Source organism: Rossellomorea sp. DUT-2, from assembly GCF_052665285.1.
This window is the reverse complement of sequence record NZ_JBQPEO010000001.1, coordinates 54,468-80,923: the sequence shown is the minus strand read 5'-3', so window position 1 is coordinate 80,923 and position 26,456 is coordinate 54,468. Positions and strand designations below refer to the sequence as shown.

Annotated in this window: 26 protein-coding genes and 1 riboswitch; of the genes, 8 read left to right on the top strand and 18 right to left on the bottom strand. The window is 42.0% G+C overall.

What is annotated here, in order from left to right; translation table 11 throughout:
* Position 1: 1 nt before the first annotated feature.
* The 4 genes from ACOSV2_RS00475 to ACOSV2_RS00460 all read right to left on the bottom strand — a co-directional run bounded on the left by ACOSV2_RS00475 (position 2) and on the right by ACOSV2_RS00460 (position 3,304).
* Positions 2-763, bottom strand: coding sequence for an ABC transporter permease (locus ACOSV2_RS00475; RefSeq protein ID WP_428973533.1), 762 nt, complete (start codon positions 761-763; stop codon positions 2-4).
* Complete coding sequence (locus ACOSV2_RS00470; RefSeq protein ID WP_428973532.1) at positions 760-1,053, bottom strand: thiamine-binding protein; 294 nt, start codon at positions 1,051-1,053, stop codon at positions 760-762. Before ACOSV2_RS00470 ends, ACOSV2_RS00475 begins: the two co-directional genes overlap by 4 nt.
* Before the next feature lie 12 nt (positions 1,054-1,065).
* The gene (locus ACOSV2_RS00465) at positions 1,066-2,049 is read right to left on the bottom strand and encodes an ABC transporter substrate-binding protein (protein WP_428974259.1); all 984 of its coding nucleotides are present in this window, start codon (positions 2,047-2,049) and stop codon (positions 1,066-1,068) included.
* Positions 2,050-2,208: 159 nt separating this feature from the next.
* Positions 2,209-2,320, bottom strand: a riboswitch (TPP riboswitch).
* 78 nt (positions 2,321-2,398) lie between these two features.
* Positions 2,399-3,304 carry a phosphotransferase enzyme family protein gene (locus ACOSV2_RS00460; RefSeq protein WP_428973531.1) on the bottom strand — a complete coding sequence of 302 codons (906 nt, stop codon included), beginning with the start codon at positions 3,302-3,304 and terminating at the stop codon, positions 2,399-2,401.
* Between the two features lie 86 nt (positions 3,305-3,390).
* Here ACOSV2_RS00460 and ACOSV2_RS00455 point away from each other — a divergent pair, with 86 nt between their 5' ends.
* Complete coding sequence (locus tag ACOSV2_RS00455) at positions 3,391-4,293, top strand: aldo/keto reductase (protein ID WP_428973530.1); 903 nt, start codon at positions 3,391-3,393, stop codon at positions 4,291-4,293.
* Between the two features lie 53 nt (positions 4,294-4,346).
* Here the strand turns inward: ACOSV2_RS00455 and ACOSV2_RS00450 are convergent, their stop codons facing one another.
* The 5 genes from ACOSV2_RS00450 to ACOSV2_RS00430 all read right to left on the bottom strand — a co-directional run bounded on the left by ACOSV2_RS00450 (position 4,347) and on the right by ACOSV2_RS00430 (position 8,512).
* Complete coding sequence (locus ACOSV2_RS00450; RefSeq protein WP_428973529.1) at positions 4,347-4,532, bottom strand: Fur-regulated basic protein FbpA; 186 nt, start codon at positions 4,530-4,532, stop codon at positions 4,347-4,349.
* Positions 4,533-4,628: 96 nt separating this feature from the next.
* Positions 4,629-5,522 (bottom strand): cation diffusion facilitator family transporter, encoded by an 894-nt coding sequence (locus tag ACOSV2_RS00445; protein WP_428973528.1) that lies wholly within the window; start codon positions 5,520-5,522, stop codon positions 4,629-4,631.
* Positions 5,523-5,532: 10 nt separating this feature from the next.
* Positions 5,533-7,644, bottom strand: a complete 2,112-nt coding sequence (locus ACOSV2_RS00440) for a heavy metal translocating P-type ATPase (RefSeq protein ID WP_428973527.1) — start codon at positions 7,642-7,644, stop codon at positions 5,533-5,535.
* Positions 7,634-8,005: an ArsR/SmtB family transcription factor gene (locus ACOSV2_RS00435; RefSeq protein WP_397553228.1), complete on the bottom strand. Its 372-nt coding sequence runs from the start codon at positions 8,003-8,005 to the stop codon at positions 7,634-7,636. Before ACOSV2_RS00435 ends, ACOSV2_RS00440 begins: the two co-directional genes overlap by 11 nt.
* Before the next feature lie 177 nt (positions 8,006-8,182).
* Positions 8,183-8,512 carry a hypothetical protein gene (locus ACOSV2_RS00430; protein ID WP_149155038.1) on the bottom strand — a complete coding sequence of 110 codons (330 nt, stop codon included), beginning with the start codon at positions 8,510-8,512 and terminating at the stop codon, positions 8,183-8,185.
* Positions 8,513-8,799: 287 nt separating this feature from the next.
* Between ACOSV2_RS00430 and ACOSV2_RS00425 the strand changes: the two genes are divergently transcribed.
* The 5 genes from ACOSV2_RS00425 to ACOSV2_RS00405 all read left to right on the top strand — a co-directional run bounded on the left by ACOSV2_RS00425 (position 8,800) and on the right by ACOSV2_RS00405 (position 14,672).
* A complete protein-coding gene (locus tag ACOSV2_RS00425) occupies positions 8,800-10,125 on the top strand; it encodes a hemolysin family protein (RefSeq protein WP_428973526.1) in 1,326 nt (441 codons plus the stop codon).
* A gap of 197 nt (positions 10,126-10,322) precedes the next feature.
* Entirely contained in the window at positions 10,323-11,735 is a 1,413-nt protein-coding gene (locus ACOSV2_RS00420; protein ID WP_428973525.1) for an ABC transporter permease, read from the top strand.
* Positions 11,736-11,748: 13 nt separating this feature from the next.
* Positions 11,749-12,447, top strand: coding sequence for an ABC transporter ATP-binding protein (locus ACOSV2_RS00415; protein ID WP_428973524.1), 699 nt, complete (start codon positions 11,749-11,751; stop codon positions 12,445-12,447).
* Between the two features lie 143 nt (positions 12,448-12,590).
* A complete protein-coding gene (locus ACOSV2_RS00410; protein ID WP_113969444.1) occupies positions 12,591-13,877 on the top strand; it encodes a GntP family permease in 1,287 nt (428 codons plus the stop codon).
* An 18-nt stretch (positions 13,878-13,895) separates the two neighbouring features.
* Positions 13,896-14,672 carry a 3-hydroxybutyrate dehydrogenase gene (locus ACOSV2_RS00405; protein ID WP_113969445.1) on the top strand — a complete coding sequence of 259 codons (777 nt, stop codon included), beginning with the start codon at positions 13,896-13,898 and terminating at the stop codon, positions 14,670-14,672.
* A 44-nt stretch (positions 14,673-14,716) separates the two neighbouring features.
* Here the strand turns inward: ACOSV2_RS00405 and ACOSV2_RS00400 are convergent, their stop codons facing one another.
* Positions 14,717-16,321 carry an SLC13 family permease gene (locus ACOSV2_RS00400; protein WP_428973523.1) on the bottom strand — a complete coding sequence of 535 codons (1,605 nt, stop codon included), beginning with the start codon at positions 16,319-16,321 and terminating at the stop codon, positions 14,717-14,719.
* Between the two features lie 265 nt (positions 16,322-16,586).
* Between ACOSV2_RS00400 and ACOSV2_RS00395 the strand changes: the two genes are divergently transcribed.
* Complete coding sequence (locus tag ACOSV2_RS00395; protein WP_428973522.1) at positions 16,587-17,213, top strand: YczE/YyaS/YitT family protein; 627 nt, start codon at positions 16,587-16,589, stop codon at positions 17,211-17,213.
* Positions 17,214-17,251: 38 nt separating this feature from the next.
* Here ACOSV2_RS00395 and ACOSV2_RS00390 read toward each other — a convergent pair whose 3' ends face one another.
* From ACOSV2_RS00390 to ACOSV2_RS00375, 4 genes are all read right to left on the bottom strand, one after another.
* On the bottom strand, positions 17,252-17,596 hold the full coding sequence (locus tag ACOSV2_RS00390) for a hypothetical protein (protein ID WP_428973521.1): 345 nt from the start codon (positions 17,594-17,596) through the stop codon (positions 17,252-17,254).
* 666 nt (positions 17,597-18,262) lie between these two features.
* A complete protein-coding gene (locus tag ACOSV2_RS00385) occupies positions 18,263-19,675 on the bottom strand; it encodes a SpoVR family protein (protein WP_428973520.1) in 1,413 nt (470 codons plus the stop codon).
* Positions 19,676-19,836: 161 nt separating this feature from the next.
* Complete coding sequence (locus ACOSV2_RS00380; protein ID WP_428973519.1) at positions 19,837-21,027, bottom strand: MFS transporter; 1,191 nt, start codon at positions 21,025-21,027, stop codon at positions 19,837-19,839.
* A 244-nt stretch (positions 21,028-21,271) separates the two neighbouring features.
* On the bottom strand, positions 21,272-21,574 hold the full coding sequence (locus ACOSV2_RS00375) for a DUF3889 domain-containing protein (protein ID WP_181778108.1): 303 nt from the start codon (positions 21,572-21,574) through the stop codon (positions 21,272-21,274).
* A gap of 169 nt (positions 21,575-21,743) precedes the next feature.
* Here ACOSV2_RS00375 and ACOSV2_RS00370 point away from each other — a divergent pair, with 169 nt between their 5' ends.
* The gene (locus tag ACOSV2_RS00370) at positions 21,744-21,998 is read left to right on the top strand and encodes a YhdB family protein (protein WP_113969452.1); all 255 of its coding nucleotides are present in this window, start codon (positions 21,744-21,746) and stop codon (positions 21,996-21,998) included.
* Positions 21,999-22,130: 132 nt separating this feature from the next.
* On the opposite strand, the gene ACOSV2_RS00365 is transcribed toward ACOSV2_RS00370, so the two are convergent.
* From ACOSV2_RS00365 to ACOSV2_RS00350, 4 genes are all read right to left on the bottom strand, one after another.
* Positions 22,131-22,670 carry an NADPH-dependent FMN reductase gene (locus ACOSV2_RS00365; protein ID WP_428973518.1) on the bottom strand — a complete coding sequence of 180 codons (540 nt, stop codon included), beginning with the start codon at positions 22,668-22,670 and terminating at the stop codon, positions 22,131-22,133.
* 20 nt (positions 22,671-22,690) lie between these two features.
* A complete protein-coding gene (locus tag ACOSV2_RS00360) occupies positions 22,691-23,326 on the bottom strand; it encodes a response regulator (RefSeq protein WP_428973517.1) in 636 nt (211 codons plus the stop codon).
* Between the two features lie 12 nt (positions 23,327-23,338).
* A complete protein-coding gene (locus ACOSV2_RS00355) occupies positions 23,339-24,454 on the bottom strand; it encodes a GAF domain-containing sensor histidine kinase (protein WP_428974258.1) in 1,116 nt (371 codons plus the stop codon).
* A gap of 188 nt (positions 24,455-24,642) precedes the next feature.
* Positions 24,643-26,394: a phospho-sugar mutase gene (locus ACOSV2_RS00350; protein WP_428973516.1), complete on the bottom strand. Its 1,752-nt coding sequence runs from the start codon at positions 26,392-26,394 to the stop codon at positions 24,643-24,645.
* Between the last annotated feature and the right edge of the window lie 62 nt (positions 26,395-26,456).

The following is a 26,456-nucleotide window of genomic DNA, read 5'->3' as shown; positions in this document are numbered from 1 at the left end:
GTTATCTGTCCTCCTTTCGGTTCCACTTAATCATGATCTTTTCTAATAACAAAATGATTCCAAAGAAAACCAGGCTGAGCAGCATAATCATAAAGATGGCTACAAATACCCTGTCTGTCCTGAAGGAAGAAGAGGCAAGAGTCATATAGACACCAATTCCTTTCTGGGCACCTAGCCATTCTGAAATCACCGCCCCCATCACACTATAGGTAGCTGAAATTTTCAATCCTGAGAAGATGGAAGGAAGTGCATGGGGCCATTCAACTTTTCGAAAGATTTGACCTTTTGTGGCTCCCGACATTTTCATGTAAAGGATGTACTCTGCGTTTGTCTGCCTGAATCCATCCAATGCCGAGACCGCTACCGGAAAGAAACAGATCAAGGTAATGACAATGATTTTCGGCAATAGTCCAAATCCAAACCAGATAACAAGTAAAGGAGCCAAGACGATAATCGGAATGTTTTGAGACAAAATCATAAGTGGATATATCGCTTCTCTTACTTTAGGCAGAAGGTGCAGACCCACTGCTGTCCCTATTCCAATTGTACATCCAATCACAAACCCTCCGATCGTAAGGAGAGTTGTCGAAGCAAGATGTCCTGTAAACGTTGACCAAGAGGCGACTCCTTCCGCCCATATTTCTGAAGGTGAAGGCATTAGCCATGCCGGCACCTCAAATACTCTTATGGTGAATTCCCAAATGATGAATAAAAGGATGAGGACCAAGAAGGGTCTCCATCCTTTCGATATCCATGCTTTCATCCTTTATACTTCTCCGTCAATTGATTCATTTCAATCCCGACAGGCTGATATAATACCTTGATTTGAGAAATGACGTTTGAGCTGCCCATTTCAATCATTCGTTCATTCATTTGTTCAATCACCTTAAATAAGTCAGGTAAATTCCCTTCCATTGTCGTTTCTAATGGATGGACTTCATAACGGACACCGGATTTTTCAATGATCGCGATGGCTTCATCCACGTATGGTATAACATCTTCACCATTTTTCGTCTTCGGAATAATTTGTATGCTTACGAGTGCGTTCCCCATTTTGTTCACCTCTTATTTTGGTAAGAATTCGTTTGTGAATGCTTTTTTACTGTCCAATTCCTTATCTAATAAATCGTTATCATACATCCATGAAGCATAGTTTTCCCAAACCTCCAGCTTCTGCTCTCCCCACCTGTCAGCGTCATCCTTGTATTTAGGAGCCAGCCATTCCTGACTCTTCATGACTAATTCTTTATCAAGATCCGGAGCTGCATCTAATAGGATCCCACCGGCCTCTTCCGGATTGTCGATTGCAAACTGATAGCCTTTTGAAGAAGCTGATAAAAATGATTTAACCGTTTCAGGGTCTTTTTCAATCATCTTTTCATTCGTCGTCAAGACAGGGGTATAATAATCCAGTTTTTCAGAGTAATCCTTTACGTACATCATATTCAAATCCTCACCGCGAAGCTCTGCTTCAATCCCTGTCCATCCATAGTAGATCCACGCAAAGTCAACATCCCGTTTCACGGCAGTAAAGAAATCTGTATCTCCCATGTTTACAAAATCCACTTTCTCTACATCTGCGTTTTCTTGTTTCATAATCGACGTCATGACGGCTTTTTCTACAGGTGATCCCCATCCTCCATAACTTTTCCCTTCAAAATCCTTTGGAGTCGTTATACCCTTATCCTTAGGTGAAGCAAACCCGGATGTATTATGCTGTATGACCGCAGCTATAGATACGAGTGGTACGTCCTGTACCCTTGCTTGCGTGACACTTTCCTGGTATCCAACTCCGAACTCAGCTTTACCCGAGGCAACGAGTTGATCTGCGCCTGCCTCACCAGGTAAGATGATATCCACATCCAGCCCCTGATCTTCAAAGTATCCCTTTTCTTTCGCAACGTATAATCCAGTGTGATTGGTATTCGGTGTCCAGTCCAGTACAACCGTAACCTTTTTAAGACCTTCTTTCTGTAATGATGTATTTCCTCCACCACTGCAAGCAGTTAAAAGAAAGACAGAACAGATGATATACATCCATTTTTTCATCATGATTCCTCCCCAAATCCTTATATGTAGTTGTAACGTTTATACTTATTCTTCACTTAGTAGAGAGAATGAATGTAAAACACCTTAGACCGTCAGGACACAACAACAAAAAAGCGCCCCAGGCTTCAGCGAGGGACGCATTGTTAAACATGATGATGTAATGTTTAAGAGAATGTTTCCTACGCTGGTATCAGCCAGTTCAGGTTCAAAGGGTCAGTATCTTATCAGGATACAATCTCAACCGGCCACACCGGTCCCCCTACACTTGTACTATGAAATTTAAACGTTATCTTCTTCCCTACTTTGCCACAGAAAAGATGGATATTCAAGCATTTCCTCTTAAATAGACTTACATTTGAAAGACCCTCTCATAATCACCGGAATTTACCAGCCTGTTAATGAACGGGATGTATGTAGATGCAACGTGTGAATACCCTTTTTGATTGTAAAAAAAGGTGTATTGAAGAAGAAAGATAATGACTAAGAATGGCATCAGTTCTTTTTCTTCCTGAGTTAAAGTTCCATCGGACTGATAGCCCTGCATAAAGGCATGGATACATTCAATTTGCTCATCCTCACCCTGCTTGACCTTGTCTTTAAGCATCCCTGCAAGAAAGTAACAGACATCTGCTATGCGGGATGCTTTTCGTATCCTCTCGAAATCTATGATCCCTGTCACCCTTTCCTCTTTCACGAGAATATTCCGCGGATGACAGTCGCTATGGACAAGTTGATGGGGCAATTTGCTATAAGAAAAGGACCAATCATTCAGCCTACCAAGAAACCCTTCCCCCCACCTTTCTATCACTGTTGAATCCTGCACGCTTATCCACTCTCTCAAATGTGTTTCAACTTTCCATTCTTCTACCTCGAATTTACAGACGTATTGTTTTAGACTGCCATGGAGTTGGGATAGGTATGTACCCACCATTTTCAAAGAAGTTAAGGAATAGACTTGTATCGGTACCCCCTTCAGCGCTTGATACAGGGAGTAGAAAACTTGATGTTGTCGTACATATGGCTGATGCGAGATCGTTAGCAGTGGCCTTTCGACAGGAAGTCCGTCTTCCAATAAAAAAGAAGTTAAGAGCAGCTCTTCTATTCGCTTCTCCACTGAAGAGTTCAATCTCTTCTTTAAATAAAACGTCTTCTCCCGACTCTTCACCTTATAAACATTGTGATGATGGCCCACGGTCTCTATGGAGGAAGGAGGAACCTTCCAGTTCAATAATAAATCATGAAGAGGTTGAATCATTTTTAATTCCTTTCGAAACATAGTAATATACGTTTAGTATGACTATGAAAGAATGTCTACATACCATATGAAAAGAGGTAGTATCGATGCAAAGAATACAAATGACGGAAGACTTATCATTCTCAAGAATCATTCATGGGTTGTGGAGACTTGCAGACTGGAATCAATCAAAGGAAGACACCCTTTCTTTAATCCAGCACAATATTGAAAACGGAATCACGACTTTTGATCACGCAGATATTTATGGCTCGTATACATGTGAGGCGTTATTTGGTGAGGCTCTTAACCTACAGCCGTCCTTACGAGCAAAGATGGAAATTGTGACAAAATGCGGTATTGTCCTACCTTCCGACAATCGTCCTGAACATAAAACACATCATTACAACACGAGTCAAAAGCACATTCTGGCTTCTGTTGAAAACTCCCTGCGGAACCTGAAAACGGATTACATCGATTTATTATTGATTCACAGGCCAGATCCATTTATGAATGGAGAAGAAGTGGCGGAAGCCTTCACTAAATTGAAAGAAGAAGGAAAGGTCCGTCATTTCGGAGTATCCAACTTTAAAGATCATCAATGGAATATGCTTCAATCCTACTTACCGTTTCCATTGATCACCAATCAAATCGAATTATCTGCATACAATTTAGAAAACTTTGAAGACGGTACGTTAAACCTTTGCCAAGAGAAACGTGTCGCGCCGATGGCCTGGTCACCACTTGCAGGCGGGGCGATCTTCAGAGGAGAAGATGAGAAAGCCGTTCGCCTTCAACATACTTTGAAGAAGGTACAAGAACAAACAGGTGCAAAGGGAATTGACGAGGTTCTATATGCATGGCTTCTTAATCACCCGGCAAACATTATGCCCATCGTCGGTTCAGGTAAAATGGAACGCATTCAACATGCAATCGACTCTATGTCCATTACATTAAATCACGATCAATGGTTTGAAATTCTGCAAACCTCTATGGGGCATGATGTTCCTTAAAGCTTTCAACAACAAAAAAGACGATCCTTTTCTAGTAAAAGGTTCGTCTTTTTTTATTGAGGTATATCTCCACCAACATAATATTCCAGATAAACATCTTGTAATTCATTCATTGAAAGCTCATAAAGCTGCTTTCCAAAATATTTATATACGCCAATCCTTAATAATTGTTGAATATAGAAGTCTTTTTTAAATTCCGGTGTCTTTTGTTGCTGTGATTTATTTTCTTGATGTAACATGTTCATCCCTCCAGTTGAAGATATACCCCACATCTGGAGGGAACTAAACATCCCCTTACACATTGGAAAGAATAGGAGAAAGAAAAGCGAGAGCTGTTACGTACAAACGTGATGATGGCCCTCTGTGACACTTTTTCCCTCAACTTGAATCGTAGAATGATGAATGCCAAATTCCTCTTCAAGAAAGGCTGAGAGTCGTAATAGAATGGTATCCCGATTCACTTCGTTTCCTACCACTACATGGCAGCTTAGGGCTGTGAATCCCGACGTGATGCACCACACATGAAGATCATGTACTTCAATGACTCCCGGGATGGCAGCCAGGCTATTCTTCACTTCTTCCGTATCGATCCCTTTTGGTGATCCTTCCATTAAAATATGAATGGAATCCTTCGTTACTCTCCATCCCGAAATAACGATTAGAATGGCAACCATGACAGATGCAATAGGATCCGCCAAGTTCCAATTAAAGAAATAAATCAAGAGTCCGGCTGCGATGGCCCCTACCGACCCCAACAAATCACCAAGTACATGAAGAAAGGCACTACGAACATTCAAGTTATGTTCCGTATCCCCTCTCATTAAGATCCATGCCACGATAATATTTACAACAAGACCTATGATGGCGATCACCATCATACCTGGTGAAACCATAGGAGTATCTATAAAACGATGATACGCTTCCCAAAAAATATAAAGGGAAACGAGAATCAACGTGATGCCATTAATGAACGCCGCCAGTATTTCAAATCGCCTGTACCCATACGTCTTCCCTTTATCCGACGCCTTCTCACCTATATAAAAGGCTGCCAGACTAAGACCTAAAGCGGCAGCATCACTAAGCATATGTCCCGCATCGGAAAGAAGAGCAAGACTATTTGTGACGATTCCCCCTATGACTTCGACGATCATAAAGATAAAAATAAATAGGAAACTGATTAATAATGCTTTCTTATTCTGATTGTGTCCATGACTGTGGTCGTGACCCACTTGACATCCCTCACTTTTGGTCTCTAACTCTTAATAGCCTTAGACCATTCAATGTTACGAGTAATGTTGCTCCCATATCGGCAAAAATCGCGATCCATAACGTAAGCCATCCTGGGATTACAAGTAATAAAGCAAGAAGCTTGATCCCAATGGCAAACGAGATATTTTGTTTGATGATGGTAAGCGTTTTTCGACTTAAGCGGATGATATATGGCAGTTTTGTAAGGTCATCGTTCATTAACGCGATATCTGCCGTTTCCAGTGCTGTATCGGTTCCTGCCCCACCCATGGCAATCCCTACATTTGAGGTTGCAAGTGCAGGGGCGTCATTAATACCATCCCCAACCATGGCGACCTTTCCATACTTGTTCATATAGCGTTTGACAAAGTCTAATTTATCTTGTGGCAGCAGGCCTGCTTTGATTTCTTTGACCCCTATTGTTCTCCCGATCGACCTGGCCGTATTTTCATGATCTCCTGTCAGCATCACCGTTTGCTCAATGCCCAAATGATGAAGGCTATCGATGATTTCGCGACTTGTTTCCCGCACTTCATCTGCCACGGCTACAAGAGCTAATGGAGTATCATCTATTCCGAACACCATGACCGTTTTACCTTCTCTTTGAAGGTTTTCAATTCCTGTTGTAGGGGAATTGGCGAAAAGGCTTTCCGCTCCAAGGAAGTATCTATCCTCACCGATCCGGCCACTGATTCCTTTACCTGTATGGGATTGGAACTCAACCACTTCACAATCCCCATACTCAATGTTCAGCTCTTTCGCCTTTTTCAGAAAAGCGTGCGCAAGTGGATGCTGGGAGTGGAATTCAAGTGCAGCCATTTTCGTCCACAACTCTTCTTCCTCTTCATCACCTATTAGGATGACATCAGTCACTTCGGGTGTTCCTTTTGTGAGTGTACCCGTTTTGTCAAAGGCGATGGCCTTTAATCTTCCTAATTCTTCTAAATACACTCCGCCTTTTATAAGAATGCCATTTTTCGCAGCGTTTCCTATAGCGGTTACGATCGCCACCGGAGTCGATATGACCAAGGCACATGGACAACCTACCACTAAGACAGATAGTCCCTGATAGACCCATGTCGACCATTCCCCTGCAAACAGCAGCGGTGGAATGATAGCTACAAGTAAAGCGATGACCATAATAATCGGTGTATAATATTTAGCGAATACATCCACAAACGCTTGGGAAGGTGCTCTCTCACCCTGCGCTTCCTCAACTAAATGACTAATTTTGGCGAGAGTCGTGTCTTCAATCCGCTTCGTTACCTTAACCTTTAAATACCCTTCTTCGTTTAACGTTCCTGCAAATACAGCATCGCCATGAAGCTTTTCCACAGGGACCGATTCTCCTGTGATCGCCGCCTGATTGACAAATGACGAGCCCTCAACAATATCACCATCCATGGCAATCTTCTGACCAGGCTTCACGATCATCATGTCACCGACCTCAATCTCCTCTGCATCAACTAACAGCTCTGCTCCATTCCGGATGATAAGGGCCTGTGGTGGCGCAATATCCATGAGTGATCGAATCGACTCACGGGCCTTATCCATGGAGTACGACTCCAGCACTTCACTGATGGCGAACAGGAGAACGACAATGGCTCCCTCACCCCATTCACCAATAAAAGCTGCCCCAATAATGGCAATCGTCATTAAGGTTCTCATATCGAACTCTAATTTGAATAAGTTTTTGAATCCTGTTTGAAATAATCGAAATCCCCCTACAACGATGGCTGTTGCAAATGAAAGAGTAGAAAGGATTTGATGGTTATCGATTTCTGTAAATGGAATGGAATAAGCAAGAAGGATAAAGAAAACCGAAAAAAGTAAATGCTTATATTTCTTGTAAAAAGGTTCTTTCTCTTCCTCTTGTTTTCTTATTCCGTCTTCTGTTAAGCGAAGTCCTTCAAATGCTCCTGCTTTTTCCACCGATTCCTTCGTGGTTTCTCCGTATACGGTAATCTTTGCTGCTCCAAAGTTCACTTTTGCATCTACCACTCCGTCGAGATGCTGAACGTTCTTCTCGAACTTGGCCGCGCAACCCGCACACGTAAATCCTTCAACCCTGTAGGTTTGTTTATGGGCTGGTTTACCGGTCACGATCCTCCACCTCCACTTGATGAGTCAACGCAATTTCAATTAACTGTTTCACATGATGGTCGTCTAAGGAATAATAAACGAGCTTGCCTTTTTTTCTGAATTTGGCTAACCCCTGCTTTTTTAATAAACGCAAATGATGGGATGCGGTCGCTGTTGAAGCATCCACGATATTTGCCACATCGCATACACATAGTTCTTCTTCGATGGTTAGTGCATAGGCAATTTTCGCTCTTGTTTGATCAGAAAGTGCTTTAAAGATTTCAGCTACCTTAGTGGTATTTTGTGATAAAATCATTGATTTTAAGCGATTGACCTTTTCATCTTCCACACACGCCACTTCACAAACATCCGTCTCTTTCATCTCGTCACCCCTCTAACATTCAAATACTCTTTTGAATATAGTATAGAAGAAATGCCAAAAATGTTCAAACATTCTTTTGAATGAGAAAGAAATTTCAGGTGTGAATTGACTGATGGGACGAATTCCAGGCACAGAAAAAGCCCTGGCTTATAACCAGAGCTAATGAAAAAAAACATATTAATTTTGCTGAAGCTTTTTCCGATCACGTTTCATAAAGAGATCCAGTGTTACCCAGAAAACAACAGATGAAATCGCAAAAATTGCAATTGCAAAGTATATCTCTTCTGTTTTCCAGTCTAATCGTGGAATAAGCAGGCCAAGTACGCCTGATAATATATAGTAGCCACCTATTAATTGCAGATATAAACGTCCTGTTTGAGATTGAATATTTTCCAGATAGCCTTTCCCTGCTTTGCCAAAGAAAATAGCTATTCCTCTTAAGATGACATAAACCGAAAAGGCAATGATAAGGGCTACAACAAATCCTTGGTTAAACACGTCTGCCATAATCGTTCTCCTTTCCAACTATCCATTGATTCGTATCCTTGTTTTGTCCATTTCTATTCTTTATGATGAAATTGTTATTTCTAACAATAACCGAATGACCTACACATTGCAACGCACTTTGGATACGGATAAGAATGTGATACTTTTAAAAGGATATACCCATTGCAACCGGATTTCAAGTGCTATCTTGCTTCATTTTTTTACGGAACCATGACTTTTCTATTCAGGAGGTGTTTGAAGCTTAAGAAGGGTCCTTTTGATTCGTTCCCTTTCTCAGCTTCTGCTCATTGGACATTCTACTTAATTTATTTCTCGTTGCTGTTTTAATTGCGCTGACTGCTTTCTTCGTTGCATCAGAGTTTGCCATTGTCAAGGTAAGAAGCTCTCGTATCGATCAGCTGGTATCTGAAGGAAACCAAACGGCCATTGCTGCTAAAAGGGTCATTTCCCATTTAGACGAATACCTTTCAGCCTGTCAATTAGGCATTACCATCACAGCCCTCGGACTCGGTTGGTTAGGTGAACCGACCATTGAAACGTTGCTTCATCCCGTGTTTGAGAAGCTCGATTTAAATACTTCCGTTACAAGCATCATTTCATTTGGACTCGCATTTTCCGTCATTACCTTTTTGCATGTGGTGATTGGAGAATTGGCACCGAAAACCTTTGCCATTCAAAAAGCAGAGAAAGTCACTCTATTATTTGCACGACCATTGATATGGTTTTATCGACTCGCTTATCCCTTCATATGGACATTAAACGGCTCTGCACGGGTGTTCACCGGGTTATTCGGTTTAAAACCCGCTTCTGAACATGAAATTGCCCATTCCGAGGAAGAGCTTAGAATCATTCTTTCCGACAGCTACAAAAGTGGTGAAATCAATTCATCCGAATTCAAGTACGTAAACAAAATATTTGAATTCGACGAACGGATCGCAAAAGAAATCATGGTTCCGAGAACGAATATCGTGACTCTTTCCTCAGAGTCAACCATCGATGAAGTATTAGACATCATTAAAGAAGAACGCTATACGAGATATCCTGTCGTGGAGGGTGATAAAGACAATATCCTCGGTATAATTAATGTGAAGGAATTGTTGACAACACTTGTGGATCATAAGGCTGAACACGAAGACTTAACTTTCTTTATCAAGCCTGTGATTCGCGTCATTGAAACCATCCCTATTCAAGCTTTACTCGTCAAGCTTCAAAAAGAACGGTCACCAATGGCCGTACTCCTTGATGAATACGGTGGAACTGCCGGTCTTGTCACGGTCGAGGACATCATTGAAGAAATTGTCGGAGAGATAAGGGACGAGTTTGATATCGATGAAATTCCTGAAGTGCAGAAGGTGAAGGAAGATCATTATATCTTTGACGCCGTGATGCTCATTGAAGATGTGAATGACCTTCTTGGCATCTCCCTTGAAGAAGATGAGGTCGACACGATCGGCGGCTGGTTCCTGACTCAGAAGTACGAAGTGAAGCTGAATGACAAGATCGAGGAAGAAGGCTATTGTTTCAGGTTAAAAGAAATCGATGGTCATCATATTCAATATATAGAAGTTACCAAAATGGATGGCAATCATCATGAAAAGAACGAGTCCGATTAACGGCTCGTTCTTTTCTCTTATGATGTTTAACAGGATTAGTTCAAGGTTGATGTGACTTGATTTCTTTTTCACTACTTTTAATCAATCGGACATTATTCGTTCATAGTTTGGACATATCTGATGGATAAGCTTTTACTGAGGCAAGCCAGGGATTTAAAAAACTTAAGTCCCACTATTTTGACCAGGAGGAGAGGAAAATGAATTTTATGAAACGTGCCTTTTGGAGTGTAAAAGCTCGCAAGGGGAAAAGCATACTATTACTGTTTGTCTTGACCGTCATATCCATTCTCGTTCTGTCGGGATTGACGATTCAAACCGCCGCTGATCAATCAAGCATTTTGGCTCGTGAGAAATTAGGCGGTGAAGTTTCTTTAACAGTTGACCGGGAAAAATTGATATCCGGCCAGCAGAACGAGGAAAGTGGTGGAAGATCCCGTTTCCAGCCTGTCCCCATCCCATTAGATTCTGCTGAGGAACTCATCGATTCCTCTTACGTAAAGGGCTACAATTATTATGCATCCACCTCTGCCCTTGCCAAGGACTTTACTGCTATCGGAAGTGAAGAAACAACAGAAGGTACTGAGCAGGAAGGCTTTGGTGGCGGTGGTAAAATGATGGCCGGTGATGTTTCCGTCGAAGGAATTTTATTCTCAGATTCAACGAGCTCATTTTTGAATGGGGATGCGTCCCTAGTGGAAGGACGTCATCTGACGGAAAAAGACATAAACAATGAAGTTACTCTTGTTGAAAAAAACCTTGCTGCAGAAAATGATTTAAAGGTTGGAGACTCGATAACCATAACAAATACCGAGAATACAGAGTCGACTCTTGAAATCGTAGGTATTTATGAATCGACTGCAGTTATGGATGAAAGAGCTCAAAATCTTTCTTTTCTGAATCCCTATAATCAGCTGTTCGTTCCATATACTGTTGCAAATGAATTAAAAGGGACTTCTGAAACGATTGATCGGGCTGTCTATTATATGAAGGACCCGGCAGATATCCAAACCTTTATTTCTAATGCAGAAAGTAGCTCATCCATTGATTTTGATCAATTTAAACTGGATGCAAATGATCAATTGTATCGGCAAATGATGGGGCCAATTGAGAATGTAGCCTCTTTTTCCAATAATGTAGTATTTCTTGTGGCAATAGCGGGAGCCATCATTTTGGCCCTAATTGTTATGATGACGATTCGTGAAAGAAAATATGAAATGGGCGTACTCCTTGCTATCGGAGAGAAAAAAGGTAAGCTCGTCAGTCAATTTTTAGTTGAGATTTTGATAGTGGCTGTTTTGGCAATGGGTATATCAACATTATCCGGCAATCTGGTTGCAAACAAAATGGGGGAACAACTTCTCCAGCAGGAAATCACTCAATCAGAAGAAACAGCAAATACACCCGCCTCCTTTAATTCACGCCGTATGCCATTTCAATCATCAAGCGTTCAGGATTTAGAAATGGTGAATGAATTATCCATCCATACGACAGGAGAAGACTTGATGAAATTGTTTGCCATCGGACTGATGGTGGTTCTACTATCCACATTGATTCCATCATTAACCGTGTTGAGATTAAATCCTAAAGCTATTTTAACAAAACAGGATTAAAGGAGACTAAAGAATGAGTACATTATTACACTTTAAAAATGTGAGTTATAGCTATAAGCAAGAATCCAAGTTACAGCCTATTTTGAGTAATGTTACGGCCGAATTTAAGAGGGGAATCTTCTATACTTGTGTCGGACCATCCGGATCTGGTAAAACCACTTTCCTCTCCCTCGCAAGTGCACTTGACTCACCAACTTCCGGACAGATCTTTTTTGAAGGAAAAGATATCAAGAAAATCGGGTTAACAACATTTCGAAATAGGCATGTTTCCATAGTCTTTCAATCCTATAACCTCCTACCATATATGACAGCACTGCAAAATGTCATCACTGCAATGGAGATCACGAAATCAACTAATAAGGATAAAAAATCATTCGCCCTTGAGATGCTTCAGAAGGTTGGAATTTCAGAGGATCAATCCCGTCAAAGAGTGTTAACTCTCAGTGGCGGACAACAACAAAGGGTTTCCATTGCCAGGGCACTCTCTTGTCAGTCGGAACTCATTCTGGCAGATGAACCTACAGGAAACTTAGACGAAGATACCGCCCGAGGAATCGTTGATTTGTTCAGGGAACTTGCTCATAAAGAAAACAAATGTGTCATTGTCGTGACCCACGATCAAGGACTTGCCCAAGTATCGGACACTGTCATTTCCCTTTCAAAGGGAGGTTTGGCATTCAAAGAAATGAGGATGATGGAAAAGTTTGTTTGATGTGAAATTTCACAAGAGGCAGTCGCCTATTCAATGCGACTGCCTCTTTGTATTTTCATGCAATATATCGAGGTTGAACTAGACAAAGAATAAATCCCTTCATAAATGGAAAAATAACTACAAACATTTATGAGAGGTGAGTTATGACTAGCATCATTGTTGGATTAATCCTACTTATGGTCTTGGCGTATTTAGGCTGGTCAATCATTTGGATCGCTCCCCTGGTTGCCGGTTTAGTGGCAATAATGAGTGGTCTCGACCTGCTTCCTGCGTATACAGAAACGTATATGACCGGGTTTGTGGATTTTGCTAAAGAATGGTTTCCTGTATTCCTTTTCGGAGCCATTTTCGGAAAACTGATGGAGGATGTAGGGGCTGCCCAATCTGTCGCGTACAAAATCACCAACATAATAGGCAAAGACAGGGCCATACTGGGTGTGTTGATTGCAGCTGCCGTTTTAACATATGGCGGTGTAAGCTTATTCGTTGTAGTATTTGCGATATATCCTCTGGCTATTGCCATGTTCAGGGAAGCGAATATCACACGGAAGCTATTGCCTCCAACGTTCGTATTAGGGGCTTTCACCTTTACAATGACGGCCATTCCCGGTACACCTCAGATCCAGAACTTAATACCTATCGATTATTTTAAAACATCCCCCACTGCCGCTCCTATTATTGGTATCGTCGGCGGATTAATAATGGCGGTTGGAGGGTATTTTTATTTAAGATGGCGTCAAAAACAATTTACAAGTAAAGAAGATACGTTTACCGAGCCTAAGGGTGGGAACGATGTGAAGGAAATTAACGAATCGGAGCTTCCTAACTTTTACTTATCATTTCTTCCCCTTGTCATTGTCGTCGTTACACTGAATGTCTTTAAGTGGAACATCCTGACCGCCCTGCTTGTAGGAATACTTTCGATATTAATCATTAACTTCAAGCATTACAAAAAATTCATCCCTGCAGTCAATGGCGGAGCAAAAGGTTCAGTCATGGCAGTCATTAACACAAGCGCTGCCGTTGGTTTCGGAGCAGTTGTCACAGCGGCACCCGGTTTCAAGACGTTAACGAAGCTTATTCTCGGCATTAAAGGGAACCCCGTCATATCTGAAGCCATAGCTGTTCAAACTCTTGCAGCTATTACTGGATCTGCTTCAGGAGGAATGGGGATTGCCCTCGAGGCTTTGGGAGATAAATATTATGAGCTTTCTCAAACGAGTGGCATCAGTGCTGAAGCATTCCATAGAATTGCTTCCATTTCATCAGGGGCATCGATTCTGCCTCATAACGGTGCCCTCCTGACCTTATTTGCCGTAACAGGGCTAACCCATAAAGATTCGTATTTGGATGTAGCTGTGGTCGGGTTGCTTATTCCTACGATTGCAGAAATCGTTTCAATCATCCTGGCCAATCTGGGAATTTATTAATTAGAGGAGGAAAAGAAGATGGTAAATGATAAAGTTGTATTCATTACAGGTGCTGCAAGGGGAATTGGTTTTGAAATCGGGGAACACTTTGCTCAAAATGGTGCGAAAGTCGTTCTTTCAGATATCAATCAAGAAGGATTGGATGAAGCGGTTGAAGAACTGAAAGACAGAGGCTTCGATTGCCTGGGCATTAAATGCGACGTTACCAGTGAAGAAGAAGTGAAAGCGGGAATTGATAAAACAGTTGAGCACTATGGCCGCATAGACGTATTAATCAATAACGCAGGTATTCAACACGTGGCTCCAATTGAAGAATTTCCTATCGAAAAATTCGAGCTCCTGATCAAAATTATGCTGACCGCTCCCTTTATCGCTACAAAATTTGCTTTCCCTCATATGAAAAAGCAAAAATTCGGTCGTATTATTAATATGGCATCCATTAATGGACTGATCGGTTTTGCCGGAAAAGCGGCATACAACAGCGCCAAGCATGGTGTTATCGGTCTGACAAAGGTATCAGCATTAGAAGGTGCCGAGCATGGGATTACCGTCAATGCCCTATGCCCCGGATACGTGGATACCCCCCTGGTCCGTAACCAGTTAAAGGATATTTCAACGACCCGTGGTGTGGAGCTTGAAAAAGTATTGGAGGATGTCATTTATCCTCTTGTTCCACAAAAGAGATTATTATCAGTAGAAGAAATTGCAGACTACACCATTTTCCTATCCAGTGACAAAGCAAAAGGTGTAACTGGTCAGGCCGTTGTCTTAGATGGCGGATATACTGCTCAATAATAAGCACGGGAAAAATCGGATCAGGAAACTGATCCGATTTTTCTTTAGTTCATATTTATAGGTAATTCACCTAAATCGATTCCCCATACAAGAGGCATGAAAAAATAAATCAAAAGTGTAATAAATACGATACTTATCAGATTCAACCATATACCCGCCTTGACCATGTCTCCCATTTTGATATAACCTGATCCGAATACGACAGCATTCGGAGGTGTAGCCACCGGCAGCATGAAAGCACATGAAGCAGCTAAGCCCGCGGCCACCATCAAACTATAAGGGTGAATATTCAAGGCAGCTGCAAGGGCAGCCATTATCGGAAACATCATCGTGGCTGTCGCCGTATTGGACGTAATTTCCGTCAAGAAAATAACAAAGGCCGTCACTGCAAGAAGAATGATAATGAAGGATATTCCTTCAAGAATCGTTAATTGCTTTCCAACCCACTCTGCCAACCCCGTCTCTTTGAAACCCTTGGCAATGGCAAGACCTCCACCGAATAAGAGCAGGATCCCCCATGGAAGCTTCTTCGCATCGTCCCAATTGATCAATCGGGATTCTTTTCTTCCTGGAAGAAGAAATAAAACGAGTGCCCCTGTGATGGCTATGATGGTGTCATCTAATGACGGAACCCATTGGTTCAATAGAAACGATCGAGTGATCCAGCATAGGGCTGTAGCGACAAAGACCGTAAGAACAAGCTTTTCCTCAAATGAAATGCGACCAAGAGACCGGTTCTCTTTCTCCACAATCTCCCTTCCCCCGGGCAATTCTTTCATCTTTAATGGAAAAGCCACCTTGATTAAATACCACCATGTAACAAATAGAAGAATAGTGGCAAGTGGAACTCCAAAAAGCATCCATTTCGCAAACGAGAAATCAATACCATACAACTGCTTCACTACTGCGGCAAATATCGTGTTCGGAGGCGTTCCGATCAACGTTCCCAATCCTCCGATCGAAGCACTATAGGCAATTCCCAGCATGATTACTTTACTGAAGTGACCTGTTCTTTTTGCGCCATCCTTTTCTAGACTTTGATTCACTTGATAAATCACGGCTGTTCCAATCGGAAGCATCATCATAGCCGTTGCTGTATTCGAGATCCACATAGATAAAAAACCTGTAGCAAGCATGAATCCAAGGACAATTCTTTCAGTGCCTGTACCAATCAATAAAATGATGTTCATGGCAATACGCTTATGTAAGTTCCACTTTTCCATGGCGATTGCAATGATAAACCCACCCATAAAAAGAAAAATCGTACTATCACCATAGGCAGACGTGACATCCCCGGATTGAAGAGCTCCTGTAAGCGGGAACAAAATGATCGGCAACAAAGCTGTGGCCGGAATAGGTATCGCCTCTGTTATCCACCATACCGCTATCCATGTTGTACCTGCAAGAACAGAAACAGCCTCTTTTGACAAACCTTCAGGTGAGAAAAATAACAGGATAAGAATAAACAGGAGTGGTCCTAAGAAAAAACCGATTTTCTGTCTTGGATTTGCATTTGGCTCCGGAACAAGATTTGTATCCATCGTTCGAGAAGCAGCAGGTGTACTTCCGGAACTGAAAAATTGCAAAGTATCCATCACATCCCCGTGCCATTTCCAAAGTGTCCCCCAAGCGTTTTTCACAGTAAGCATCTACTCATTCCCCCATTACTCGTCTTACTAAAACTCTATCGACCATCGAAAGCGCTGTCAATCACAACACCTCCAAATAATGTAAAAATCTGAATATTCACTCCCTTGTTCCTACTCTCCTTATGTTTTCTCCTTCAAAGGATATACATCTCTTTAAGGACCTTAGCCCTCTCTCTACTAAACGAAAAACAAACCATATCTTCATAAACCATTTCGTTGTAAAATATTGTTATAGAGTGTTGACTGTTATTTCAAAGGAGACAATATGAAAATCTATTGGCAAATAAGCTATTTTGTAATAGGGTTACTTATTTTCAGCTATGGGATCAGTATGTCCATCAAAGTGAAATACTTAGGGATCCATCCATGGGATGTGTTAAACATTGCCTTATTCGAGAAGTTCGGCTTAACGATTGGAACGTGGAATATCATGGTCGGTGCCACCCTGATTGCAGGCACCCTGGTTTTGAAAGGGAAGTATGTTCGAATCGGGACGATCCTTAACGGAGTAATGGTTGGCATGTTGGTCGACTTCTTTCTATTTTACGACCTGCTTCCTCCTCAAACAAACCTAGTCGCAGATATCCTGATTCTCTTATCAGCGATTATTTTAATGGGGATTGGCGGGGGATTGTATTCAGCGGCACATCTTGGTACAGGTCCGCGGGACGGGTTTATGCTGACCATTTCGGATATAACTAACCTCTCCATCAGCAGAGTCCGGATCATGTGTGAGTGTGCGATATTACTAATCGGACTGCTTCTTTCCGGTCCAGTCTTCGTTTTTACTTTTATTTATACGTTTATTCAAAGTCCCATCTTTCAAAAATCCTTTCTATTTTTCACCGATAGACTCAACACCCGTTTCGCCAGAAATAATGTAAGTATGTAAAAAGGACAAATGCCTGAGGCAGTTTGTCCTTTTTTACGTTATGACATCTCGCATGCCACTAAGCCGTATTGTTGATGGGGATTTAATTGCTTTATAAACTGAAATAGTTCCTGCACCTGTTCATTGTCCATATCCCGCTTATAGTATTCTTCCAAGACCGGCAGCATTTCATCCGGGTACATCAAACAGGTATGACTTCCCCAGTCTGTCTGCCTGCCTTCTATTTTATTATAGTAAATACCATCCAACAGGGAGAAGAAGAGTTCATACCCTTTCGGAAAAAACGGACTGATCCTTTTCGGGTAATTATGATTCCAGTCTCCCCCTTCATAATGAAATGTCTGGTCTGTTAAATCACCGATAAAGACTTCAACATTTGCCATTCCCGTCTCCTCCTAAAGTTTAAAATAATCTCTCTTTTTATCGTATAAGCCAGTCCATCTATTTAGAACCCCTTTAGCTTTTTAAAAAAGGCTCTTTTCGCAAAGATTGTTATTTTTTAAAATAGAATCTGCCAGGGCTCTGTCAACCAGGTTTATGCTGGATGGTGAGGGGAACTGCTCCGCTTTCCGCGGACGTTCGGCCGAGCCTCCTCAGCTTCGCTTCCGGGGTCTCGGCACGACCGTACTTCCGCAGGAGTCTGCGCAGCTCCCCTCACCATCTTTAATAGGATTTTCATGACAGAGCTTCAAGGTGTCCAAGAAAACAATGTAACGAGAAAAAATATTCTTTTTCTTAAAAGGAAGATCAATCTCTTCTTACCTTAAATGAGATGGTTTGCTAAAATTCTTGTTTTTATTGTTTTCCATTAAGGATACATGCTTAGAAAGTTGATTGGAGCGGAAGGATGCTCGACTCCTGCGGGAATAGCTGGACAGGTGAGACCCCGGAGGCGCAGCCGAGGAGGCTCACCGCCAGCCCCGCGGAAAGCGAGCATCCTGGAGCGGAAATCAACTATTACTTTCTCCTCTACAATAGCCACAAACTTTACGAATAGAGCCTTAAAAAAACAGCAGTTCCAGGATTTCACCTGGAACTGCTCTGCCCATTTACAAATATTTTCGTTGCACGCTTCGCCCATCATACGTAAACAACATATCACGGTTCTCCACATGCGTTTCGATATGAACCGGTCTTCCCCAAAGCTGATGCAGATAAGGTAAAACCTTTTCTAAATACTTAATATCGAGTTCCACGTCTTCGAACCAGTGCTTCAGATAAAGCTCCCCGCTCTTCATATAATCCCCATCATTCACGGTGATGTATGGGAACCCTCCATTGACCCTCATCCCCACCAGCTGGTCCCGTACATGGGTCCATTCTTTATCGACGATTTTGTAATCCTTTCCTTGCTTCTGGAATAAATACATATCTTCTCTCGTAACAAGATCCTTCGTTAAATAGTTCCGTAAGAAGGAAATGTCAGACTCAATCTCACGAACCTCAAACATTTTTTCACGGCCAGAATTTGGTTTCACCCCACGCTTTTTCATTTCATCCGTCGGGTTGTCGAAACGATCCTCAATATCTTCGAAAATCTTCAATCCTAAATAATATGGATTGATCTGCGTACGGGAAGGCTGTACAACACCTGCATTCAGCTTGGCAAACTCAATGGACTCACCACTCGTCAAATCCATTTCTCGGATGATGCGCTGATGCCAATACGAAGCCCACCCTTCATTCATGATTTTCGTTTCAAGCTGCGGCCAGAAATACAGCATTTCTTCCCTCATCATCGTCAATATATCCCGCTGCCAGTCAGATAACTCCCTGCTGTACTGCTCAATAAAGAGAAGAATATCCTTTTCAGGCTGTGGAGGGAACTTCTTCTTCACCTTTTTCTTCTCTCTGCTCTTCGGTTTTTCATCCAACGACCAGAGATCATCATAAGGAGTCGCATGACTCACTTCTTCCTCTACCCACTCCACATCGTCCATCGTCCACGACAGCTTCGGACGCATCAATGACGGATCAATATGTTCATCCACAGCAAGCACGGCATCGAGGAAGTTTTCAACCTCCTGCTTCCCATGCTCGATCTCATACCTTCGCACACGTTCCGCAGTAGCAGCCATGCTCTCTACCATATCCCGCTTCGTATTCTGGAATCTCACATTATTCTTAAAGAAATCACAATGAGCCAACACATGGGCAACAATCAACTTATTCTGAATAAGTGCATTCGAATCCAATAAAAAAGCATAACAAGGATCCGAGTTAATCACGAGCTCGTAAATTTTACTTAAACCCAAATCATATTGAAGCTTCATCTTATGAAATTGTTTCCCAAAACTCCAGTGAGAAAAGCGGGTCGGCATCCCATAAGCACCGAATGTATAAATAATCTCAGCAGGACAAATCTCATAACGCATCGGATAAAAATCAAGACCAAACCCGGCTGCAATCTCAGTAATTTCCCCTATCGCATTTTGCAACTGCCTCTGTTCCTCTAAATTCATCGTCATCCCCCTCTTTATACTCTTATCTAAATGTATGAAAAGAAAAGGCATTTGATGAAAAGAAAAGCGGAGCCGGGTTGGTCAGGCCCGACAAGCATAAGGCGAATCCGCACAAAAAAGCTGATCCCAATCACAAGATGGGAACAGCTTTTTCATAAATCTTATGTCCTTATATTCTTTTGAAGCAGCATTACCGGGATGAGAGTGCCCAGCAGCAAGAATGCTGATAGGGTGAAAATCATGGAAATACTTAGTACTTCAAGAAGCAGCCCTATTCCAACAGAGGATAACCCAAATAGTAATGTGGTTAACGCACCTTGGGCAGCATAGATTTTCCCCAGCTCTTCAGGTGGAGCACTTTCCTGCAAATACGTCTGAAGAACGACATTTTTAATTTGATCAAACAAACCGAACACAAAGGATAAAACGAGTGCAAGGAGCGCGACCTTATTCCAGGCAAACACGAGTGTCACACTTGACGTAAAGACCATGCAAATCGGGAGCCATCTATGCCTGTGTTTGGAAAACAAGCCGTGGAGCTTAAAAATCAAATACGAGGCAAGAACCAATCCGATAAAGAAGCTGGAGTTAATGAACCCCCACCATTCTTCTCCTCGCTGCAATTGCAGATCAACATACAAATACAAAACAGCCGCAATCCATACAGTGCCTGAAATCGACTCTAACCCATAAATCCAAAACACGGGAACTAATCCCTTTCTCTTAATCACTTCTGACCAGCCTTCTCCAAGCTGCTGCCACCAAACTTTTCTTACTTCTAAGCTTGTACTTGGGATGACAGGTAGCTTCAGCATGAAGAGCGTACTGGCGAGAAACAAAACAATGATCACGATAAAAAGATTCATTTCATTTATGAGCGATAGCAGGATTCCGCCTAATGCCCAGCTTGAAAATTGTATCGTCTGATCGACGGTAGATAAAAAACCGTTCGCTCCCATCAACTCTTCCCGTTTCACCAAAAAAGGCACATACGAATTCCGTGCAGGCAATGCCCATCCATCTAAAAATGAAATGATACTCGCACACCCTAAATAGAACCACACATCTTCAAAGTTGAGTACCATTAACAACAAAAAGAAGCATAGAAAGAATGTTTTCCCCATTTGAGAATAGGCAATTAAACTCCTCATTTGCATGCGATTCAGCAGAAGGGGTGCAGCCATGCTGCTTATGAATCTCGAAAACGTAATCACCAAAGGAACGGCCGTCATGTAAATAGCTGATCCTGTTAAATTGTAAACAAGGGAGATTAATCCTACGATATACAGCACATCCCCCATATTCGCCAATGCTTGACCGAACCACAGATTTCTAAATGCATTGGAATGCAATATCTCTTCCTCCCTTTATTCAGTTTTTAATTAGGTGAGAAAAGACCGTATCACATTGGATCAAAGAACCCCTTTCAAAAATTAAAACGATTTATGTATAGGTTTATTTTAGCAAAAGGTTTCAAATATTGCAGAGAATACTTTATTTTATGTTGAATACGGCGTAGCAGTTACATGATTTAGATACCACACGCACAACCCGAACAAAAAAAGCCTTCCTTTAAGAAGACTTTAATTGTTGCACCTATTCCTGCACCGTAATGTTCAGTATTTTTTCATTATCAAGATCGTGTACGACGACTACAAGTACTTTCTTCTCTGCACTGTTCTCTTGAACGGTAAATTCAAATGAGTCGGCCACTTTGTTTTCCGTCATTTTCTTTCGACCCTGGTATTGATAATCCTTCACAGGCTGACCAGGGTAGTCCTCTTTAATGACTGCTGTAGCAATCCGGCCAAATTTTTGATAATCCGTTGGTTGAGCATTTGCATGATTTGAAAATAAAAGAAAAAATACGGTTGATGCGATCACTATTGCTTTCTTCATTATTTATCATCACCTCTGTTTCGTTTCATTAATAGGATGAATTAAATTTACTGATTTATTCACCCAATAGTAGGAAAACAAGCATTTGCAACATAACCAACTTTTACAGAGAGATAAAAGCGGTTTTCTCCATACAATATGATTACCCCTTCAAAAGGAGGGAAACCAAGTGAACAAAGTCGATTACGATCGGGCCTTGTATTACACTCACCGATCAGAATGGGATAACCTGTTGATCCTCATGGTGAGAACGAAGGATGACCTTCTTTCGAAAAGAATTGAACACTTCTTACATGCGTATCATTTTTCTAATGATTACACGGTTGTAGAGCGTAGCCTATATACGCTATTACGATATGTTGAACATGCAAACTTCACCTATAGTGTCGAGCAACCACTTGAGGAAACCTTTGCAGAGATGTAACAAAAGAGAATTCCACCTACGGCTGATCCAATTAGTATGCGCTATTGGATCAGCTTTTATTATTTGGGTATGTATAGAACCATTAAAATTGAATCCAATCAAAAAAAATCGGCACAATGCCGATTTTCCCGATTAAGACGAAATTTCACTTTTCACTAGCTCAGCCGCTTTCACATACACCTTCAGTTCCCTCATTAAATCATCGACTAATTTAGCAGGTTCTTCTAAGAGTCCGTCCCCTTCATAATCAAAGCAGTGTGGATCAAGGATGAGCTGCTTCGGAATGACATTTGCATACACTCCACGGCCGACGATGCGAAGGTTGTTTAAGCAGTTGATCCCGCCTTTACCTCCACCCGCACATGCAAGAAGTGCCACTGGCTTGTGGGCAAATTGCTCGCTGCTCAGGAAATCGAGTGCATTTTTCAATGTCCCGCTCATACCGCTGTGATATTCAGGGGAAGCTAAAATGACGGCGTCTGCTTCCTTCACTTTTTGTTTAAGTGATTGAACGGTTTCAAGCTCTGATTGATTCTGCTCTCCGGTGTACAGTGGCAGTGATCCATCACTTAAGTCAATAAGGGCACAATCATACGTCCGGGCAATGAATCGTGATGCAATTCCAGTACGCCCGTGTTTTCTTGGACTTCCGTTAATAATTACAATACTCATAATAGAAAATCCTTTCCGGTTTAGTTTGATGTCAATTGATGTTTGACGGCATACAAAGCCGCTTGGGTTCGATCAGTTACTTCCAGCTTGGAAAAAATGTTTGAGATATGAGTCTTGACGGTTTTTTCCGTTATATAAAGGCTGGAAGCAATCTTTTTATTACTCTTCCCTTTCGTCAGCTCAATCAAAACATCCTTCTCCCGTTTGGTAAGTTCATGGATTTTGTGGGGTGGCTCTTTTCTGGAGATCCGGGTAAGTAAATGGTTGGTAGCCTTAGGATGAAGAGAATTTTCCCCGGACAAAAGCTTTCGGATGCTATTCACTAATTCATCGGGTTCAATATCTTTTAATTGGTACCCCGCTGCTCCTGCTTCAATGGCAGGAATCACGTGATTTTGATCAGAAAAGCTGGTAAGCATCAGAATTTGAATGGCGGGATGATTCTTCTTAATTTCCCTTGTTGCTTGAATTCCGTCCATGACCGGCATCATTAAATCCATCAAGATGATATCCGGTTCAAGTGTTTCAGCTAACCGGACGGCTTCTGCGCCATCCCTTGCTTCCCCCACGATATCCAGGTCCTTTTGTGTTTTTAAAAAGAAGACAAGACCTCTTCGTACGACGTGATGGTCATCGGCTATTAACACTCTGATCATGCATGGCACCTCCTAATACGGTATTTGAACGACAATCGTCGTTCCTTTCCCAAGTCCACTATCTATCGTTAGTTCCCCACCAATGCTTTTCACACGTTCTCGCATACCTTGGATTCCCACTGACGGCAGGGACTGTTTCCTGTCATATTGAAATCCGTATCCTCTATCTTCAATCGTTAATCGAATCGATTGAGCTTCACTCTTTAATGTATAGCATATGTTCTTTTCACCAGAGTGTTTTTTACAATTATTCAATGCTTCCTGACTGACACGCCACAATACTTCTTCAATCTTAGAGCTTAGGCACAGGACTCCCTCTACTTTCAATTCAAGGGTTAAACCGAGCATGTCAGCGTATCCTTTAACCGCTTCCACCACTCCGTTTTCCAAACCATGGGGTCTTAATTGCCAGATGAGGGCACGCATTTCCGATAGCGCTTCCTGGGCAAGACTTTGTATGGTCTTGAAGGTGTCCTTTACATCCTCTTCCATGGTCATCTCCGCTCCGCCTCTTGCCGTTAACGTAAGGGAAAACAACAGTTGGTTCACAGAGTCATGTAGATCTCTTGCCAATCGGTTCCTTTCGCCAATAAGAGCGACTTCCTGCTCCTTCTTAGTCAGCATAATGCGTTTAATGGCCGAACCGATTTGAAAGGCAACCGATTCCAGGAGAGCCAGTTCATCAGTAGAAAAGTGGGTCTTATTCGGAGCTGCGACATTCAATAACCCAAAGGATTCATTTCCGGACTGAAGAGGGACGGTTGCATGATACGTTATTTCATCCGTATCTCCTCTGTTTTCTTCGATGGCCTGCTCGATCCGCTGACATTCGATGATATTGGATGCTTTCGTCAGCTTTCCATTCCGAAAGCGATTGACACACCAGCAGCCGCCCTCTTTCATCAGTTCACATTTCCGGTCAGATAGTGACTTTGGGAGATTCTCATAGGAGACAAGCTCGTGACTTCCTTCCTTTTCAATAAAGAAAATCCATCCCGTCGTGAAGCTTGTTCCTCTGATCAACTTCTTCACTGCACCTGAAAGCATGGAAGATAGCTCTGTTTCATTGTTCAGCAATTCGGCTATCTCTTTTAAAAGCCCGATATTTGAAAGGGATTCTTGATTCATCTTCATCGTCCTCTCCGATCCTCCACTACTATTATATAGATTTTACACAAATCCGGTATTCTCAAAAAGAATGAAACGTTCTACGACCTTTGACTGAAAACATACGTTCCACTCCCAAACAAAAAAACAAGAGATGCACCAACACATCTCTTGTTTTGTATTAGACAATGCAATACTGCCGAAAGCCTCTATGCCTCTCCTACAGATGAACTTACCATCGTTTCCACTTTGGCCATGATGGCTTCTTGCAGAGCATGTAATTTATTATCGCTGTCGCTTTGCGTCTCACCAATCACGCTGAAGTAGAACTTGATTTTCGGCTCGGTTCCAGATGGGCGCAAGCAAATCCAGGATCCGTCTTCAAGATAGTATTTTAATACATTGGAAGATGGAAGGTGAATGGATGATTCTTCACCTGATTGTAAATCGACTTTCTTACTTACTTTATAATCTTCCGATGAAACGACCTGAATACCTGCCACTTCTTTCAAAGGCTCGTTTCTGAAGTCCTTCAGAATCCCCTGAATTTGTTCAGCGCCCTCTTTTCCTTTAAGAGTTAAACTCTTTAATCCCTCTTGATAGAAGCCATGCTGTTCAAATAAATCATTCAATACATTATATAGTGTTTTGCCTTGCTTCTTATAGAAAGCTGCAGCTTCTGCTGCCATCAGCACGGCTTGAATGGCATCTTTATCCCGGGCGAAGTCGCCGATTAAGTACCCATAACTTTCTTCGTAACCAAATAAGAATGAGTATTCGCCTGTTTCTTCATACTTCTTGATTTTTTCACCGATAAATTTGAAGCCTGTCAGTACATCTTCTACTGAAGCTCCATAATGTTCTGCCACTTTACGGCCCAATTCGGATGTAACGATGGTTTTGAATACTCGTCCATTTTCAGGAATCATATTCTTTTCCTGTTTACGTGCCAGAATATAATCCAGCAGAATTGCACCTGTCTGGTTTCCAGTGAGAAGGATATACTCGCCTGATTCACCTTTAACGGCTACACCTAATCGGTCTGCATCCGGATCTGTCGCAATCAGGATATCTGCGTCCACTTCCTTCCCGTCACGGATGGCATATTCAAAGGCTGCTTTATCTTCCGGGTTCGGGGATTTTACAGTCGTAAACTCAGGATCTGGAATGGCCTGTTCCTTCACAATATGCACAGACTCATATCCTAAAGCTTTCAGACCCTTTTCAGCCATCTTTAAGGCTGTTCCATGTAATGGAGAAAATACGATTTTCAGGTCGACTTCCTTGGCGATTTGCGGTTTTTCAGAAATCGAAATCAGATGCCCCAGGTAAGATTGATCAATCTCTTCGCCAATCATTTTAATCAAGCCGGATGATTTCAATTCTTCTTCTGACTTCACTTCAATTTCCAGCTCATTTTCCACTTCATTCACTTTATCGATAACGGCATCGGCTACGTGTGGAGGCAGCTGAGCTCCATCCTCACCGTATACCTTGTATCCATTGTATTCAGGTGGATTATGGCTTGCCGTGACCACAATTCCAGAGAATGCCTTTAATTGTCTAAGGGCAAATGAAAGCTCCGGAGTTGGTTTCAGTTCGTCGAACACATATGTTTGAATACCATGTGTAGCCAACGTCTTAGCTGATTCCATGGCAAATTCAGGAGATTTATAACGGGAATCGTAAGCGATTACAACTCCGCGCTTTTTAGCCTCTTCACCTTGTTCTTCTATGTATCGTGCTAATCCTTCAGAGGCCTTTCTAACTGTATAAATGTTCATTCGGTTGGTTCCGGGACCAATTTCTCCCCTCATTCCACCAGTACCGAATTCCAGGTTTTTGTAGAATGCGTCTTCTAAGGTTTTCTCGTCGTTTTTCAATGCTCCTAAAAGCTCGTTGATCTCTTCATCCAGATGCAAGTAGTTGCTCCATTTTTCCCAAGATGTTTTCCAACTCAAAACGATCCCCTCCTAATGCTGTATAATAATAAATTCTATCACATATTGTAGAAATCCTGCTA

What these genes read in the sequence shown, in the direction of transcription:
- ACOSV2_RS00360 (WP_428973517.1), bottom strand. Translation starts at nt 23,326, where the DNA reads ATGATCAGAGTGTTAATAGCCGATGACCATCACGTCGTACGAAGAGGT.
- ACOSV2_RS00355 (WP_428974258.1), bottom strand. Translation starts at nt 24,454, where the DNA reads ATGAATCAAGAATCCCTTTCAAATATCGGGCTTTTAAAAGAGATAGCC.
- ACOSV2_RS00410 (WP_113969444.1), top strand. Translation starts at nt 12,591, where the DNA reads ATGACTAGCATCATTGTTGGATTAATCCTACTTATGGTCTTGGCGTAT.
- ACOSV2_RS00385 (WP_428973520.1), bottom strand. Translation starts at nt 19,675, where the DNA reads ATGAATTTAGAGGAACAGAGGCAGTTGCAAAATGCGATAGGGGAAATT.
- ACOSV2_RS00420 (WP_428973525.1), top strand. Translation starts at nt 10,323, where the DNA reads ATGAATTTTATGAAACGTGCCTTTTGGAGTGTAAAAGCTCGCAAGGGG.
- ACOSV2_RS00430 (WP_149155038.1), bottom strand. Translation starts at nt 8,512, where the DNA reads ATGGCAGACGTGTTTAACCAAGGATTTGTTGTAGCCCTTATCATTGCC.
- ACOSV2_RS00465 (WP_428974259.1), bottom strand. Translation starts at nt 2,049, where the DNA reads ATGAAAAAATGGATGTATATCATCTGTTCTGTCTTTCTTTTAACTGCT.
- ACOSV2_RS00450 (WP_428973529.1), bottom strand. Translation starts at nt 4,532, where the DNA reads ATGTTACATCAAGAAAATAAATCACAGCAACAAAAGACACCGGAATTT.
- ACOSV2_RS00460 (WP_428973531.1), bottom strand. Translation starts at nt 3,304, where the DNA reads ATGATTCAACCTCTTCATGATTTATTATTGAACTGGAAGGTTCCTCCT.
- ACOSV2_RS00375 (WP_181778108.1), bottom strand. Translation starts at nt 21,574, where the DNA reads ATGAAGAAAGCAATAGTGATCGCATCAACCGTATTTTTTCTTTTATTT.
- ACOSV2_RS00365 (WP_428973518.1), bottom strand. Translation starts at nt 22,670, where the DNA reads ATGAGTATTGTAATTATTAACGGAAGTCCAAGAAAACACGGGCGTACT.
- ACOSV2_RS00415 (WP_428973524.1), top strand. Translation starts at nt 11,749, where the DNA reads ATGAGTACATTATTACACTTTAAAAATGTGAGTTATAGCTATAAGCAA.
- ACOSV2_RS00405 (WP_113969445.1), top strand. Translation starts at nt 13,896, where the DNA reads ATGGTAAATGATAAAGTTGTATTCATTACAGGTGCTGCAAGGGGAATT.
- ACOSV2_RS00455 (WP_428973530.1), top strand. Translation starts at nt 3,391, where the DNA reads ATGCAAAGAATACAAATGACGGAAGACTTATCATTCTCAAGAATCATT.
- ACOSV2_RS00390 (WP_428973521.1), bottom strand. Translation starts at nt 17,596, where the DNA reads ATGGCAAATGTTGAAGTCTTTATCGGTGATTTAACAGACCAGACATTT.
- ACOSV2_RS00395 (WP_428973522.1), top strand. Translation starts at nt 16,587, where the DNA reads ATGAAAATCTATTGGCAAATAAGCTATTTTGTAATAGGGTTACTTATT.
- ACOSV2_RS00475 (WP_428973533.1), bottom strand. Translation starts at nt 763, where the DNA reads ATGAAAGCATGGATATCGAAAGGATGGAGACCCTTCTTGGTCCTCATC.
- ACOSV2_RS00400 (WP_428973523.1), bottom strand. Translation starts at nt 16,321, where the DNA reads ATGCTTACTGTGAAAAACGCTTGGGGGACACTTTGGAAATGGCACGGG.
- ACOSV2_RS00470 (WP_428973532.1), bottom strand. Translation starts at nt 1,053, where the DNA reads ATGGGGAACGCACTCGTAAGCATACAAATTATTCCGAAGACGAAAAAT.
- ACOSV2_RS00435 (WP_397553228.1), bottom strand. Translation starts at nt 8,005, where the DNA reads ATGAAAGAGACGGATGTTTGTGAAGTGGCGTGTGTGGAAGATGAAAAG.